This is a genomic window from Curtobacterium sp. NPDC090223, from assembly GCF_044746585.1.
GTDB lineage: Bacteria > Actinomycetota > Actinomycetes > Actinomycetales > Microbacteriaceae > Curtobacterium.
Map to the genome: position 1 here is coordinate 1 of NZ_JBIVCN010000006.1, position 14,994 is coordinate 14,994.

The following is a 14,994-nucleotide window of genomic DNA, read 5'->3' on the forward strand; positions in this document are numbered from 1 at the left end:
AGTGGCAGCAGAACCCCTACGGGTACAAGACCGGCATCCACTCCAGCAACAGCGACACGAGGTTGACAAAGTTCGGGTACCGGTGGCAGTCCGCAACGACCGGCCAGTGGCTCGAGCGAGATACACTCGACGCGCCGCTCGACCCCAACAACGCTAACCGATACGCATTCGTGGGGTGCGACCCCATTAATGGTGCCGACCCCACGGGGATGGGCTGTGGTTGGGACTGGACTCTTGAAGCGATCGCATTCGCTGGCCTAGCAGTTGCAGTATTCTCGGGGCCAGCCGGTTGGCTGGCAGTCGCAGGCCTAGGGTTCGGACTTGCAGGGAGCGGCCTCGGTACCATCCCGCTCTTCCTGGATGGTTGCGTTTAGAATTGGAGTCGAGCTGATGATCAAGTTGTGGGTATCCATTCTAATAGCGGTCGCCGCAGCTGTAATGACGGCGGTTCTATGGCTCGGTGATGGGGGATTGATAGCACGTATCGTCGCGCTGATCGTTCTTGCGGGCGCAATCGTCTCCGCCGTTGTCGCATGGCGCTCCAAAAGCGCAGCGCAGTCGAGTGGCAACCGCCGGCACGATGAGCGCTGACACGAGGCTAAAAGGAACGCGGGCCGCTCGTGTTCGGGCTACGGTCGATGAAACGGCGCGCAGCAGCTGACCTCGTCAACGAAGGACGGGGTGACGACCAGCTACGAGTACGCCTGCGCGGACATGAACAAGCTGCTGTCGCAGGCCACCAGCGGGGGAACGGACGGGACCACGAGCTTGCTCGTGGTCGACGGTGATGGGAACTCCGCCGCTGCCATCACCGACCAGGGCGCCAAGGCGTACACGGTGCAGTACGCCCCGTACGGCGGCGAAACCGTCACCTTCGGTAACACGAGCGCGCAGTGGAAACAAAACCCGTACGGCTTCAAGACCGCATCCGCTCCAGCAACACCGCAACCGGCCTCACCAAGTACGGCATGCGCTGGCAGGCCGCGTCGACGGGAGCGTGGATCCAGCGCGACACCGTTGACGCGCCTCTCAGCCCGTCCAACGCGAATCGCTGCGCCTTCGCCGGTTCCGATCCGATCAACAATTCCGATCCGACTGGCAAATCCGTAGCGGGCGATCAAGTTGGCATCCTTGCCGGCGCAGTTGCAGGCATAGCTACAACGGCTACAGTATGCGCTTTTACTGCGGGAGTTGGATGCGCAGCCGGAGCTTCCTTGGGTATCTTCTTGGGGTCTGCGGTGGGGCGCTGCGGGGTCGGCTGCTTCGACGGCTTACGATGGTGGAAGCGCTGCTCAAGTGGGCAACGCAGCTCTCGATGGCCTTGGAAAGGGAGCAGAGGCTGGATTCCTGCCAGCCTTGGTTCCCCTCTTCGCTTAGGAGGTATTTTATACATAAATGGAATCGAGAGCGATTTCTCAAAATAACGGTGATTTTCACACTGGCCGTAACGGTCATCTGGCTACTTTTGCCATTCGTCTCGCCGGCCTGGAAGCTGAGCTACGCAGTGAGCGTAGTGATCGCTCTAGTTGCGATATCGGTAAGTACTCTCGCGTATGCACGATTGCGCCGCAAGCCCTAAAGATCACTCGCGTGCAGGAATGGGGAAACGCAGACCGGTTCCACCCGATCGCCGACACCAGCTACCCCACCGGGCGGTACTACTTCGCTGGAGCGCAATCCCGCGACATCGCGAAGCAGACGGTTTCCGCGTGCACCGCATCCCGGTACCTTCAAGCGTGCCGGGGTGCGGTGCGTAAGGAGACGTAGAGATAGAGCGTTCGTCCTGCGTCTGAGCGCGTGCCGATAATGTATCGTATGGCGGTTGGCACCTGTGAACTGCCGTACGCATCGGTCGGCGATGCATCTCGAACTGGTCGGTTCCGAAGGCGTCGTCCCCGCGCAGCCGGAACCCCAACGAACGTAGGTGAAGGCGCGGCAATCGGTGCAGGTCTTGGACTCGTTGCAGGTGGCGTCTGGTGTTCTTGAGCGTGAAAGCCCAGGGCAGATCGGAACCCGCGCTTGGCAGGGTGCCGTCATTGGAGCTGTCGGATCGGGAAATGCCGTGGGAGGACCGGCGCTTTTCCTCGCACAAGGATGATCATGAAAAACACTGCTTCTCAACGCCGGGCGTCACTGAGTCTACTCGTCACAATATGCACATACTTTTTAGCTGTTGCTTTCATCGCACTACCATTCTTGAACGAAAATTGGGGACGGTACAGAGGCATCTCCATGACCTTGGCCTTCATCTTCCTGGTCTGGGGAAGCGCGTTCATCTGGATCCGCGTCCGCGCACTGAAGTCCGGCCGAAACGGTAAGTAGGAGGGGTGTCTCTCTGACGGAGCCAAGACCTTCATCGGCGGACCAGCGCTGCCGGCGGATGTATTGAACGCGACACCCTCGATTCGCCGCTCAGCCCCACCAACGCCAACGGGAATGACGTGATCAACACGGACGCGATGGGCGACTTCTTCTTCGTGACGCCTTAGATTGAGAATGGTTGAATATCGATGGACACCTACTCGCTCGTAGTCGGAATCATCGTGGTTGTGATCGCGATTGCCGTCGTGAGTCTTCGACGCCGAGTCGCCGACGCCTTTGACAGGTCCTCCCGGTCTCGGCCCGAATCACCACACCCAGCACTCCTGTCAAGCTCCCGCTTCATCGCGATCTGCGGCACGGTGTTCGGTGTGGTCGGTGCCGTGTTCGTGATGACTTCGTTCTGATTCGGCTCCTCTCAGTGGGCTGCGCACCCGGCCCGTGGTTGAAGGGCGTACATACTGGGCGGAACGAGTTCACGAGGTTCGGAATGCGCTGGCAGACCGCGAACGCCGGGGAATCACGGACGCACCACTCGACCCCAGCAACGCCAATCGCTACGCCCACCCAGCCGACGACCCCATCAACGGCAGCCATGGAAGGTGGTAATCGCAGCGCGGGTGTGGCCGCGACTGTTGGCGCGGCATCGGCGTACGCTCAGTCAGTGATCACACGAGCCCTCGGCGATGGATGACTGACATGCAGGGCCAGATGCTGGTCACAGGACTGGTCATCATGGTTGTCGGCGTTTCCATCTTCATGGCAGCGACGTCAGTGAGCTCGTCAATCGGACGTGGCGTGCGTTCTTTGTTCGGCATTCGACCAGGCGACCGCCGAAATTCCGTCTGGGGAGTGCGGGGTGCGGGAGTTTTCTTCTTCCTTTTCGGCGTTGCGCTGGGCTTGTTGGCTATCTCAGCGGGTACCGGTTGACAGCGACGAGTAGCGTTCACCGAGGAGTCGAGCGGGTTCTCCGATGATCATCTTTCTCCTGGTCGGCCTACTGGCCGTTCCGTTCGGCGTCTTCCTCATGATCTTCCGGAAGGCGGCCGCTGACTTCACGGAACGAGGACGCATCCTGCCCGAGCGTGTGCGGCCGAAGCCCCCTGCGTGGTTCATTGCAGTCATCGGCGGTGGCATGGTCGTGATCGGGCTCTACTTCGTCATCGCATCATCAGTCGGAATCGCGACCCGATGACCATGCGCGCCGCGTGATCGGCCGACCACGTGCCGGGCGGAAGTGGCGTGGCGGGCCCGACCCGGGCCTCCCGTCCGGCTCGTCACCACGTGCGAAGCCGCAGCGTCACCACCCGAGGGTGCCGGGCTCGCCCTTGAAGGGGCCGACCACCTTCGACGTGATCCAGCCGCCGTAGAAGTCACCGGCCTGCGCGTGGACGCGTTCACCGGCGACCTCGCAGGAGTCCATCTGGCCCGGGTAGATCGCGACGCGGTCCTGCAGCTCGGCGAAGCCGGGCTCGGGCGTCGGGTAGGTCCAGCCACCGCGGGGGACGGTCGTGTCGCCGCCGCGCACGTCGAAGTAGCTCGCCCGGCCCTTGAACTCGCACATGCTCGAGCCGCTGGTGGGGGTGAGGGCTCCCGGTGTGAAGTCGTCGGCGGGGATGTAGTAGACGGGCGGGTGGCTCGTCTCCAAGACACGGACGGCGGCGGTGGTGTCCGCGATCACGGCGCCGCCGAGCCGGACCACGATCCGCTCGGTGGTGGGCTCGACGCGGGGCGGGCGCGGGTAGTCCCAGACGGACTCCTGGCCGGGGCCGGGCTGCACGGGTGCGGGGTGACGGTTCACAGTGACTCCAGGAAGGCGAGGAGGACGTCGTTGAAGACGTCGGGCTGGTCGAGGTTGGTGGCGTGGCCGGCGTCCTCGACGACGACGACCCGGCCGTTCGGGTTCGTGCCGACGGCGGCCTCCGCGTGGGTGCACGGCCAGAGCTGACTGTCGCGCCCGGCGACCATGGTGAAGGGGACGTCGAGCCGTTCGACGACGTCGCGCCAGTCCTGCTGCCCGTGGTCCCGGAGCAGCCGGACGGTCTCCGGGGCGTTCGGGGTCCGGACGGCGGGGAAGCCGCCGATCCGCTCGATCAGGCGTTGGACGCCGGCGTTGCCCTGGTCGACGCGGAGGCCGCGGCCGGTGTCGGGGATGCCCTCGTCGAAGAAGGTGCCGCTGTTCTCCGGGGTCATGCCGTAGAAGCCGTGCGGCCAGTCCGCGGTGTTGATGAGCTTCGGCGTCTGGTCGATGGTCAGGACGCCCGCGATGCCCCTGGTGCCGAACAGGTCGATCGTCGCCCAGATCGTGCTCGCGCCCATCGACTGGCCGACCAGGACGGCGTCGTCGACGGCGAGCGTCTCGAGCAGCTCGTGCAGGTCGGCCCCGTGCCGGGCGACCCGCTGGCCCCAGGTCACGTCCTCGCTCTCGCCGTGGCTGCGACGGTCGAAGGCGATCACCCGGTGTCCGGCGGCGACGAGGGCGTCCTCCTGCAGTGCCCAGCCCGTCGCGGGCATGGCGTAGCCGGCGACGAGCACGACGGTGCGGGCGCCAGGACGAGCGGGACCGGAGTCGGTGTAGGCGAGGCGAGCGCCGTCGGAGGAGGTGATGGTGGCGCTGGTGGTCATCAGAAGGCCTTCCCGGGGTTGAGCGTGCCGGCGGGGTCCAGGGCGTCCTTGACGGAACGGTGCATCGCGATGACGCGCTCGCCGAGCTCCTGCCGCAGGCCGGGGAGCTTCAACAGCCCGACGCCGTGTTCGCCGGTCACGGTGCCGCCGAGCGCGAGACAGTCGGCGACGATCTGGTCGAAGGCCGTCTTCGCGCGGTCCTTCGCGGCGGGGTCCTCCTCGGGCGCGATGATCAGCGGGTGCAGGTTGCCGTCGCCGGCGTGCGCGATGTTGGCGATCGTGACGTCGTTCGCGGCCGCGGTCGCCTGGATCCGGCGCAGCATCTCGGGGACGGCGCTGCGGGGGACGCAGATGTCCTCGGTGAGGACCGGGCCCAGGCGCTCGAGCGCCGGGTAGGCGAGCCGGCGGGCCTGGAACAACCGGTCGATCTCCGCCGGGTCGGTGGCCCGCTCGACGTCGGTGCCGCCGGCGTCGGCGAACACCACGGCGACGTGGTCGGCGATCTCGTCCCCGGCGGCACCGCGCTCGTCGATGCGGGCGAGCAGCAGGGTGTCGACCTCGGACGGCAGGCCGAGGTGCATCCAGTCGTCCACGGCGCGGAGGCAGGTGCGGTCCACGATCTCCAGGGCGGCTGGGATGATCCCGGCCCGGGAGATCGCGGCGACCGCGTCCCCAGCGGCGCTGAGCGACGGGAAGTAGCCGATGACGGCGCGCTCGTCCCGGCCGGTGAGGGGGAGGAGCTTCACGGTGACGCTCGTGACGATGCCGAGCGTGCCCTCGGACCCCACCATGAGCGCGGTGAGGTCGTAGCCGGCGACGCCCTTCGCGGTCGTCCGGCCGAGTTCCACGACCGACCCGTCGGCGAGGACGACGGTCAGGCCGAGGACGTAGTCGCGCGTGACCCCGTACTTGACGCAGCAGATCCCGCCGGCGTTGGTCGCGACGTTGCCGCCGATGGTGGAGATCGCCGAGCTCGCGGGGTCCGGCGGGTACCAGAGGCCGTGCTCGGCGACGGCGGCGCGGAGGGCGTCGTTGATGACGCCGGGCTGGGTGACGGCGTAGCGCTCGTCGGTGTTCACCTCGAGGACGTCGTCCATCAGCTCGAGGGACACCACGATGCAGTCCGCGACGGCGTTCGCACCGCCCGAGAGCCCCGTCCCGGCACCGCGGGGGACGACCCGGACACCCGCCGCTGCAGCCCAGCGGACCGCGGCGACGACGTCGTCGGTGCTGCGCGCCCGGACGACCGCCAGGGGACGGGAGAACTCGGCCCACTCGGCATCGTCGTGGCTGTAGCGCTCGAGCGACGCCGGGTCGCGGAGCACCTGGTCGGCGCCGAGGAGGTCGTCGAGGGCGGACGTGTCCACCGGGGTCGTGAGGGTCATGCTCGCAGGTCCTTCCGGTGCTCGGCGGCGCGCTGCTGCTCCGCGCTGAGGCCCGGCCGACGATACCGCCCGCGTCAGGATCCGAGCCGGGAGCCGACGCGCAGTCCGGCCGCGCATCCCGGACAGCCCGAGGTCCTCGACCGCCGTTCTCCGGACACGTGCGTGCGTCGCGCCGGCGCAGGCCTATCGTCGAGACTCGGAAGTATCCACCAACACCGCTCCTCGCGCACCCGATCGGAACCCGCCATGCCCGCAGTCCTCAGTGACGTCGAGTGCCATCGCCGGTTGATGGCCGCAGCGGACGACCTGTTCAACCGGGCGGGAACGACGACGGTCGAGCTCGCCGACGTCGCGCGCAGGGCGGGTGTCCCGGCGGGCCGGGCGGCGTCGGTCGTGGTGTCGAAGGACGCCCTGGTCGAGGCGGTCCTGCACCAGCAGCACGACCGGTGGACGGGCAACCTGCTCCGTGCCGTCGACCCGATCGAGGACCCCCGTGACGCCCTCATCGGGATCTTCACGTTCCTCGAGCACTGGTTCGCCGAGGACGACTTCGCGGGCTGCGTGTTCATCAACGCCTACGGCGAGCTCGGCCGGACGAACCCGCGCATCCTCGACATGGTCCGGGACCACACGCGTGTCTTCACCGGGATCGTGGACGACCTGGTGGCGCGCGCGGGTCTGCCGGCGATGCTGACCGCGTCGATCGTGCTGCTGGCCGAGGGGGCGCAGGTCGCGGCGGCCACCATGGGCTCCGTCGCACCGGCTCGTGAGGCGCGAACGTCGGCCGCGATGCTCATCGGGCTCTACGGTCCGCAGTGACCGCTCGCGGCCGGGCGGGCTCGTGTGTGACGATGCTCACGTGACCGAGGAAGCCCCTGCCCGCGTGCGCATCGAAGCGCGCGGCACCGATCGTGGCGAAGCCGTGGAGATGTTCCGCGGGCTCTACCACGGTACGCGGTGGTCGACGGCTCCGGCGGGGGAGCGTCCGTTCTCGTACGCGCACCACGCCATCGGCGACGAGTCGATGACGCTGCGCACGTCGTCCTTCCACGGCGGGCGGCTCGACGGGGAGATCGTGCCGACCGGTGACGAGTTCATCGTCAACTGGGTGACGTCGGGCGGTGGCGTCGTCGACGTCGGCCACGCCGACGTGTCCGTCGCGCCGGGGACACCGGTGCTGTTCCCCGCCGACCGGCCCTTCCGGTTCTCGTACGCCGACTTCGACCAGAAGCTCGTCCACCTCGACCGCGGGCTCGTCGAGCGGGTCGCGGCAGAGCAGTCCGGGATCGAGCACGGAGCGCTCCGGGTGGACGGCGCCGTCGTCCCGGGACGCGACGCCGTCCGCACGTGGGGGCAGGCGATGGGACTGATCTCGCGCACCCTGATCGGTGCGCCGGCATCGCCGTTGCTCCGCGCGGAGATGTCCCGTCTCGCCGCCATCGCGTTCCTCGAGCTCTACCCGCAGCTGCCCGTGTCGCTGCCCCCGTCGCTGCTCGTGCCGGGGAACGCGCGGGTGCGGACGGCCGTCGAGTACATCCACGCCAACGCGCACCTGCCGATCACGCCGACCTCTGCCGCGAAGGCCGCTGGTCTCGGGATCCGGGCGCTGCAGGACGGGTTCCGGCGGGCGCTCGCCACGTCACCGAGCGAGTACCTGCGCGCGGTGCGGCTCGACCACGTGCACACCGAACTCCGTCGCGCCGACCCGGCAGAGACGAGCGTCCGGGACGTCGCGTTGCGCTGGGGGTTCGCGCACCTCGGGCGGTTCTCCGGCGTCTACGCGGCGCGGTTCGGGGAGTACCCGAGCACGACGCTGCGCGACGCGGACTGACCTACTCCGCCGTCATCTGTTCGACGCTCCGCATCGCCGTCGCGAAGATCGTCAGCACCGGGTTCACCCCGCCGTTCGTCACGTGCACCGAGCCGTCCGTGACCCGGAGCTCTGGGTGTCCCCACACCCGCCCGAACTCGTCCACGACCGAGTGCGACGGGTCGGACCCCATCCGGAGCGTGCCCGCCTGGTGCTGCCCGCCGGACGGCCCGACCGGGGCGCCACCGACCTCGACGGCCCGGACGGCCCCGGCGGCACGGAGCCACGCGGCACTCACCGCGCTGGTGGCGTCGCGGGCACGCAGGTCCTCCGGGTGCACGCTCCCACTGAGACGAGCGACGGGCACGCCGTACCGGTCGGTGACCCCGTCGTCGACGCGGACGCGGGACGTCGCCGAGGTGACCTCCTGGATCGGACCCATGAAGCGGGCGGTCCGCCGGACCAGGTGGCGCATGCCGTCCTTCGACGCGGCGCCGGCGCGGGGGAGGAGACCGGCGCCCACCAGGTACCGGTAGGTGTTCGACGGGGTGGCGACGAACTCGTTCGCGATCATCCCGCCGCCGACGAGTCCTTCCGTGCCGTGCCGGCGGTCGGTCGTCGCGATCGAGGGGCCGGGACCGACCAGGTCCTCGACCACGTCGTCGAACACCCCGGTCGCCCCGCCGTACACGTGCCCCTGCAGGTGGCGCCCGACCAGGTCGTTGCCGTTCCCGATGCCGTTCGGTTCGCGGTCGGTCCGGCTGTTCAGGAGCAGCCGTGCCGACTCGATCGCCCCGGCGGCCACGACGACCTCCGCGGCGTCGACGTCACGCCGCCAGTCCCGCCCGTCCCTGGTGCCGACGAGGGTCACGCCGACGACCCGCCCGGTCGCGTCCGTCCGGAGCCGGGCGGCGCGCGTGCGCAGCACCACCTGGGCACGGCCGGTGGCGAACGCCCTGGTCAGCATCGTGTTCTGCGAGCCGTTCTTGGCGTCGACCGGGCAGGCGAAGCCGACGCACTGGTTGCAGCCGGCGCAGGCACGTCGGTCGAGCCACGGCGTGCTGTTGACCAGCAGCGGGACGTGCACGGTCCCGAGGCCGAGGGACGCCGCAGCCGCCGCGAACCGCTCCCGTGCGGGTCCGGCGGCGACCGGTGGCATCGGGAACGGACGGGAACGGTGCCCGGCCCACGCGCCGTCGTCGCTGCCGCCGCTGACCCCGACCTCCCACTCGGCGCGCGCGTAGTACGGCTCCAGGTCCTCGTAGGAGATCGGCCAGTCCCGGAGCGCACTGCCGTCCGGGACGCCGTACGTCGACGCCATCCGGAAGTCGAGCGGCGCGAACCGCCACGCCTGCGCGCCGTAGACCCGCGTGCCGCCGCCGGCGGTGAACGCGTTGTTGTTCCACCCCGGCTCGGCCGGTCGGATCGGCAGTCGGGTGCGCCCGTCGTCGGTCACCCGGACGTCGCGGTCGTCGGTGGGGCCGGAGTGCGGTGCGAGCCCCCAGTCCGACCGGGGGTTCCGGAGGTGGTCGCGGGCCAGGGCGTCGATGGCGGGCCAGTCGCCGGCCTCCACCACGAGGACGCGGCGCCCGGCCTCGGCCAGGCCACAGGCGGCGACGCCACCGCCGGCCCCCGAGCCGATCACGATCGCGTCGTAGCGGTCCGCCAGCGCCGCCGGGTGCACCGTGACCGGCTCGGCCTCCGCCACCGGGACCGCGACCGGCCACCCGCCGAGCGGCTCCGGCTGCCAGTCGACCATCCGCCACGAGGCCGCGCCGTCGTTCCCGCCGTTGCCCGGGTCGGCGTAGAACCCACCCGCGACGAGCTCGGCGAACCAGTCCCAGTGCGCACTGGCCCCGCCGTGCGCGGCGACGTCGCGCAGGCGTTCGGCCCACTCCGGGCGCTCGGCGACCACCGACTCGAGGAACGCCAGACCCCCGGCCTGGCTCGCGGACGGGTCCTGGTCGCCGGGGACCACACGGTCCATCAGCTCCAGGAGCTGGTCACGGACGGGTTCGAGCACGCCGGACTCCTTCGTCGGGTGGGTGGGACGGTCGGGCGGTTCAGTCCAGGCAGAACTCGTTGCCCTCGACGTCCTGCATCACGATGCACGACTCCTCGTCGTCGTCGGCGGGCAGGAGCCGGACGCGGGTGGCGCCGATCGCGACCAGCCGGGCGCACTCGGATTCCAGCGTCTCGAGCCGTTCGGGGCCGACCAGCCCGGTCCCGACCCGCACGTCGAGGTGCACGCGGTTCTTGACGACCTTGCCCTCCGGCACGCGCTGGAAGTACAGCCGTGGTCCGACGCCGGCCGGGTCCACGCACGAGGACCCGTCGCCCTGGACGGTGTACCCGAGCACGTCGGACCAGAAGCGCGCCAGCCGCGCCGGCTCGGCGCAGTCGAAGGTGACCTGGAACTCCCGCACGGTCGTCATCGCCCCACCCTAGTGACACGAGGGCGGACCGGGTGTAGTTTTGAACATGTTCGAAAACGAGGGGAAGCCGCTCCCGAAGCGGGAACGAACCCGGGCCGCGATCCGCGCCGTGGCGATCCGGTCGCTCCGTGAGCAGGGCTACGACGCCACCACGATGCGCGGGATCGCGGCAGAGGCAGGGCTCTCGGTGGGCAACGCGTACTACCACTTCCCGACGAAGGACCACCTCGTCCAGGAGCTCTACGTCGACGTGCAGCAGGAGCACCGCGCCGTCGCACTCCCGCTGCTCGACACCACCGACGACCTCACCGCCCGGATCGGCATCGTGGTCCGCTCGGGCCTGACGAACCTCGGCGGGTACCACACCATCGCGCCGCAGTTCCTCGCCGCCGCGGTCGCACCGGACTCGCCGATCAACCCGCTGTCCGCCGAGTCGTCCGAGGCGCGGGACCTCGTCCTCGACCTCTTCCGCCGGGCCGTCACCGGCGCGCGGCAGAAGCTCCCCTCGGACCTCGCCGAAGACCTGCCGACAGCGCTCTGGACGGGCTACCTGCTCTTCGCCCTGTTCTGGACGTACGACACCTCGCCCGGGCAGAGCCGGACGAACCGGCTCGTCGACGCGATGCTCGGCGTGCTCCGCTTCGCCCTGCCGATGCTCCGGATCCGCCCGTTCCGCACCGCGGTCACCGAGATCGTCGGCATCGTCGCGGGGCGTGCAGCGTGACCCCCGTGGCACCCGCCGGCTGGTCGTGGTCGGACAGTCGCTGGCTCGAGGTCCGCGCCTTCGGGTGGATGCTCGGCGTCACCCTGCCGGCGACGGTCCTGATCGGCCTGGTCTGGACGGGAACGTCCTCGGGCTGGGACGTCGGCACCGTGTACGGCTCGTGGTGGGGTGCGATCGGGGGGACCCTGATGTGGGTCGTGATGGTCGACGTGGTCGCGTTCCTGCCGACGATCGGGGCCGCACTCGTCGCCCTCCCGTTCACGATGCTGCTCGGACGCGCGATGCGCCCGGTCCGCTCGCGGGTGCTGCACGTCGCGGCGACCTCGGCGCTCGCCGGGGTCCTCGCGGCGCTGCCGCTCGTGGCATTCCCGGACTGGCTGGTCGTCCTCGGGCCGGTGTCGGTCGCGGCCGGCGCCGCCGGCGCGCTCGCCCGCAACGGCGAGTTCCGCCGGGCGGACCGGCTCGCCGCAGCTGCGCAGACGGGGCCGGCCACGGCGGTGGTCCCGACTCCTTGACGGACTGGAGGCCCGGTGCCAGCTGGCACCGGGCCTCCAGTCCGTCGTCCGCTCGCGCCGGCCGCGGTGCGGAGCGCGCTGCGCAGGCCGCGGTGCGGCTTGCTCTCGCACAACCGAAACCGGCTCGAACCACGCCCGTCCGTGGTTCGAGCCGGTTTCCGTTGTGCGCCGCCACGGCGCACCGCGGCGCGGCGCGGCGCCCCGCTGCGCGTGGTGGATCACCCGACCCCGTGCCCAGGCGGCCGCGAGGAGCGTGAGCACCGTGCGGCGCCGACGCTGCACGGATCAGGAGTCAGCATGTACTTCCACGCACAGACCTGGATCAACGACATCGCGCCGGGCGACCCGGACCCGGCAGCCGCGAACGCCCTGCAGGAGGGGCTCGGCGGCCAGTTCGGCGAGATGCGCACGATGATGCAGTACCTCTTCCAGGCGATGAACTTCCGCGGCCCCGCTGCGAAGCCGTTCCGCGACCTCATCCAGGGGGTCGGCACCGAGGAGATCAGCCACGTCGAGCTCATCGGCACGACGATCTCCCGCCTGCTCGACGGCGCACCGGGGTACTCGGGCAAGGTCACCGACCCGGTCGACAAGCCCGGAGCGAAGGGTGCCACCCCGCTGAACATCGCGCTCGACACCGGCAACATCCACCACTACCTCGTCGGTGCGCAGGGCGCCCTGCCCGTGGACGCCGCCGGCAACCCGTGGAGCGGCAGCTACGTCTACAACTCCGGCAACCTGCCGCTCGACCTGCTCTACAACCTGATGCTCGAGTCGACCGGCCGGCTGCAGAAGTGCCGCATCTACGAGATGACGGACAACCCCACGGCCCGGGCCACCATCGCGTACCTGATCGTCCGCGACCAGGCGCACGAGAACGCGTACGCGAAGGCGCTCGAGTCGCTCGGCGTCGCGTGGAACACCCTGCTGCCGATCCCGAAGACGAACGCCGAGCGGTTCCCGGAGGTCAAGGAACTGGTGGACCTCGGCCTGCAGAGCAAGCAGTACAGCTTCGACCTCGACGGGGCGTCCGAGGCCGCGAAGATCTTCCGCGGCGCGTCGCCCTCGAGCGACGGGACGACCCTCGACGCGTCCGAGCAGGCACCGCAGGGCGTGCCGTCCTTCATCGCCCCGGAGCGGCTCGAGGAGTTCGCGCCCGGTCTCGACGCCGACCTGCTCGCGCTCATCCAGCAGACGGCCGAGCTGGAGCTCGACCAGGCGGAGACGCCGCTGTACGGTCCGGTCGCCTGATCCGGTGACCGGCTGACGGCCGGACGACAGGCACGGTGCGGCTCGGTACCGTGCCTGTTGTCCGTCCGGATGCCCACGGTTGGTCGTGCTCCGAGCCGTGGACCGGGTACCGTACCAGGATGAGTTCCGACACGAACAGCACCACCGAACCCGTCGACGAGGGGCCCGTGGTGACGTTCGCCGACCTGGGGCTCAGCGAACCCGTCCTCAAGGCCGTCAAGGAGATCGGGTACGAGACCCCCTCCGCGATCCAGGCCGCGACCATCCCGACCCTGCTCGAGGGGCGCGACGTCGTGGGTCTCGCGCAGACCGGTACCGGCAAGACCGCGGCGTTCGCGCTGCCGGTGCTGTCCCGGATGGAAGCCGGCAGCAAGCTCCCGCAGGCCCTCGTGCTCTCCCCGACCCGCGAGCTCGCCCTGCAGGTGTGCGAGGCGTTCGAGCAGTACGCGTCGCACATGCGCGGCGTGCACGTCCTGCCCGTCTACGGCGGCCAGGCGTACGGCGTGCAGCTCTCCGCGCTCCGCCGTGGCGTCGACGTCGTCGTCGGCACGCCCGGTCGCATCATGGACCACATCGCGAAGGGCACGCTCGACCTGTCCGAGCTGAAGTACCTGGTCCTCGACGAGGCCGACGAGATGCTCAAGATGGGCTTCGCCGAGGACGTCGAGACGATCCTCGCCGAGACCCCGGACACCAAGCAGGTCGCACTGTTCTCCGCGACGATGCCCGCGCAGATCCGCCGCATCTCGAAGCAGTACCTCAACGACCCGGCCGAGATCACCGTCAAGGCGAAGACGACCACGTCCGCCAACACGACGCAGCGCTACCTCATCGTCTCGTACGCGCAGAAGGTCGACGCGCTCACCCGCATCCTCGAGGTCGAGGACTTCGAGGGCCTGATCATCTTCGTCCGCACCAAGAGCGAGACCGAGACGCTGGCCGAGAAGCTCCGCGCCCGCGGGTACGCCGCCGCGGCGATCAGCGGTGACGTCGCACAGGCACAGCGCGAGCGCACCGTGAACCAGCTGAAGTCGGGCAAGCTCGACATCCTGGTCGCCACCGACGTCGCCGCCCGAGGCCTCGACGTCGACCGCATCACGCACGTCGTGAACTTCGACATCCCCGTCGACACCGAGTCCTACGTCCACCGCATCGGCCGCACCGGTCGTGCCGGGCGCAGCGGCGCGGCGATCAGCTTCGTCACCCCGCGCGAGCGCCGACTCCTCGTCGCGATCGAGAAGGCCACGCGCCAGCCGCTCACCGAGATGACGCTGCCCAGCGTCGAGGACGTCAACGTCACGCGCCTCACCCGCTTCGACGACGCGATCACCGCGGCGCTCGAGTCGCGTGAGCGCATCGAGGCCTTCCGCGACATCATCGCCCACTACGTCGAGCACCACGACGTCCCCGAGCAGGACGTCGCGGCAGCCCTCGCCGTCGTCGCGCAGGGGGACACCCCGCTGCTCCTCGACCCCGCCGAGGACGCCCTGCGCCGTCAGGTCGAGCGCGACCAGCGTCGTGACGAGCGCAAGGGCCGCGACCGCGAGGCCGACGGCGGCGACCGTCGTCGTCGCTCCGTCCCGATGACCCCGTACCGGATCGAGGTCGGCCGTCGCCACCGCGTCGAGCCGCGCCAGATCGTCGGGGCCCTGGCGAACGAAGGCGGCCTGCGTCGCGACGACTTCGGCGCGATCCGCATCCAGCCGGAGTTCTCCATCGTCGAGCTGCCGTCGGACATGCCGGGCGACGTGCTCGACAAGCTCCGCGACACCCGCATCAGCGGTCGCCTCATCGAGATCCAGCCGGACCGCCGTGGCGGCGCCGGCGGCGGCTACCGCCGCGGCCCGCGCGACGACCGCGACGAGCGTCCGGCGCGCAAGCCCCGCTACTGACACACCCCGAGACGGACGGGAGGCCCGGTGCCAGCTGG

The 14,994-nt window shown here is 69.7% G+C and carries 15 protein-coding genes; 10 read left to right on the forward strand and 5 right to left on the reverse strand.

All coding sequences use genetic code 11. The annotated features are described in order from the left end of the window. The 4 genes from ACIPJY_RS15010 to ACIPJY_RS15025 all read left to right on the forward strand — a co-directional run. Positions 1-374: RHS repeat-associated core domain-containing protein (locus ACIPJY_RS15010; protein WP_400465186.1), on the forward strand; the 374-nt coding region annotated here is incomplete at its 5' end. A gap of 594 nt (positions 375-968) precedes the next feature. Then, a complete protein-coding gene (locus ACIPJY_RS15015; RefSeq protein ID WP_400465875.1) occupies positions 969-1,424 on the forward strand; it encodes a hypothetical protein in 456 nt (151 codons plus the stop codon). Positions 1,425-3,018: 1,594 nt separating this feature from the next. Further along, positions 3,019-3,249, forward strand: coding sequence for a hypothetical protein (locus ACIPJY_RS15020; protein ID WP_400465189.1), 231 nt, complete (start codon positions 3,019-3,021; stop codon positions 3,247-3,249). A 43-nt stretch (positions 3,250-3,292) separates the two neighbouring features. Then, positions 3,293-3,514 (forward strand): hypothetical protein, encoded by a 222-nt coding sequence (locus ACIPJY_RS15025; RefSeq protein WP_400465192.1) that lies wholly within the window; start codon positions 3,293-3,295, stop codon positions 3,512-3,514. A 105-nt stretch (positions 3,515-3,619) separates the two neighbouring features. Here ACIPJY_RS15025 and ACIPJY_RS15030 read toward each other — a convergent pair whose 3' ends face one another. From ACIPJY_RS15030 to ACIPJY_RS15040, 3 genes are read right to left on the reverse strand one after another with little or no spacing between them, the layout of a single operon-like run. Continuing rightward, complete coding sequence (locus tag ACIPJY_RS15030) at positions 3,620-4,120, reverse strand: DUF427 domain-containing protein (protein ID WP_400465195.1); 501 nt, start codon at positions 4,118-4,120, stop codon at positions 3,620-3,622. Beyond that, a complete protein-coding gene (locus tag ACIPJY_RS15035) occupies positions 4,117-4,944 on the reverse strand; it encodes an alpha/beta fold hydrolase (protein WP_400465197.1) in 828 nt (275 codons plus the stop codon). Before ACIPJY_RS15035 ends, ACIPJY_RS15030 begins: the two co-directional genes overlap by 4 nt. Beyond that, positions 4,944-6,329, reverse strand: coding sequence for an FAD-binding oxidoreductase (locus ACIPJY_RS15040; RefSeq protein WP_400465200.1), 1,386 nt, complete (start codon positions 6,327-6,329; stop codon positions 4,944-4,946). Before ACIPJY_RS15040 ends, ACIPJY_RS15035 begins: the two co-directional genes overlap by 1 nt. Before the next feature lie 246 nt (positions 6,330-6,575). On the opposite strand from ACIPJY_RS15040, the gene ACIPJY_RS15045 reads away from it, so the two are divergent. After that, positions 6,576-7,148 carry a TetR/AcrR family transcriptional regulator gene (locus ACIPJY_RS15045; RefSeq protein WP_400465203.1) on the forward strand — a complete coding sequence of 191 codons (573 nt, stop codon included), beginning with the start codon at positions 6,576-6,578 and terminating at the stop codon, positions 7,146-7,148. Between the two features lie 40 nt (positions 7,149-7,188). Further along, positions 7,189-8,160 carry an AraC family transcriptional regulator gene (locus ACIPJY_RS15050; protein ID WP_400465206.1) on the forward strand — a complete coding sequence of 324 codons (972 nt, stop codon included), beginning with the start codon at positions 7,189-7,191 and terminating at the stop codon, positions 8,158-8,160. 1 nt (position 8,161) lies between these two features. On the opposite strand, the gene ACIPJY_RS15055 is transcribed toward ACIPJY_RS15050, so the two are convergent. Beyond that, the gene (locus ACIPJY_RS15055) at positions 8,162-10,162 is read right to left on the reverse strand and encodes a GMC oxidoreductase (protein ID WP_400465209.1); all 2,001 of its coding nucleotides are present in this window, start codon (positions 10,160-10,162) and stop codon (positions 8,162-8,164) included. A 40-nt stretch (positions 10,163-10,202) separates the two neighbouring features. Next, positions 10,203-10,574, reverse strand: a complete 372-nt coding sequence (locus ACIPJY_RS15060; protein ID WP_400465212.1) for a VOC family protein — start codon at positions 10,572-10,574, stop codon at positions 10,203-10,205. Between the two features lie 46 nt (positions 10,575-10,620). On the opposite strand from ACIPJY_RS15060, the gene ACIPJY_RS15065 reads away from it, so the two are divergent. From ACIPJY_RS15065 to ACIPJY_RS15080, 4 genes are all read left to right on the forward strand, one after another. Beyond that, positions 10,621-11,298, forward strand: coding sequence for a TetR/AcrR family transcriptional regulator (locus tag ACIPJY_RS15065; RefSeq protein ID WP_400465214.1), 678 nt, complete (start codon positions 10,621-10,623; stop codon positions 11,296-11,298). A 5-nt stretch (positions 11,299-11,303) separates the two neighbouring features. Then, complete coding sequence (locus tag ACIPJY_RS15070) at positions 11,304-11,813, forward strand: hypothetical protein (RefSeq protein WP_400465216.1); 510 nt, start codon at positions 11,304-11,306, stop codon at positions 11,811-11,813. A gap of 297 nt (positions 11,814-12,110) precedes the next feature. Next, positions 12,111-13,064, forward strand: coding sequence for a manganese catalase family protein (locus tag ACIPJY_RS15075; RefSeq protein WP_400465218.1), 954 nt, complete (start codon positions 12,111-12,113; stop codon positions 13,062-13,064). A 119-nt stretch (positions 13,065-13,183) separates the two neighbouring features. After that, the gene (locus ACIPJY_RS15080) at positions 13,184-14,956 is read left to right on the forward strand and encodes a DEAD/DEAH box helicase (RefSeq protein WP_400465221.1); all 1,773 of its coding nucleotides are present in this window, start codon (positions 13,184-13,186) and stop codon (positions 14,954-14,956) included. Positions 14,957-14,994: the final 38 nt, after the last annotated feature.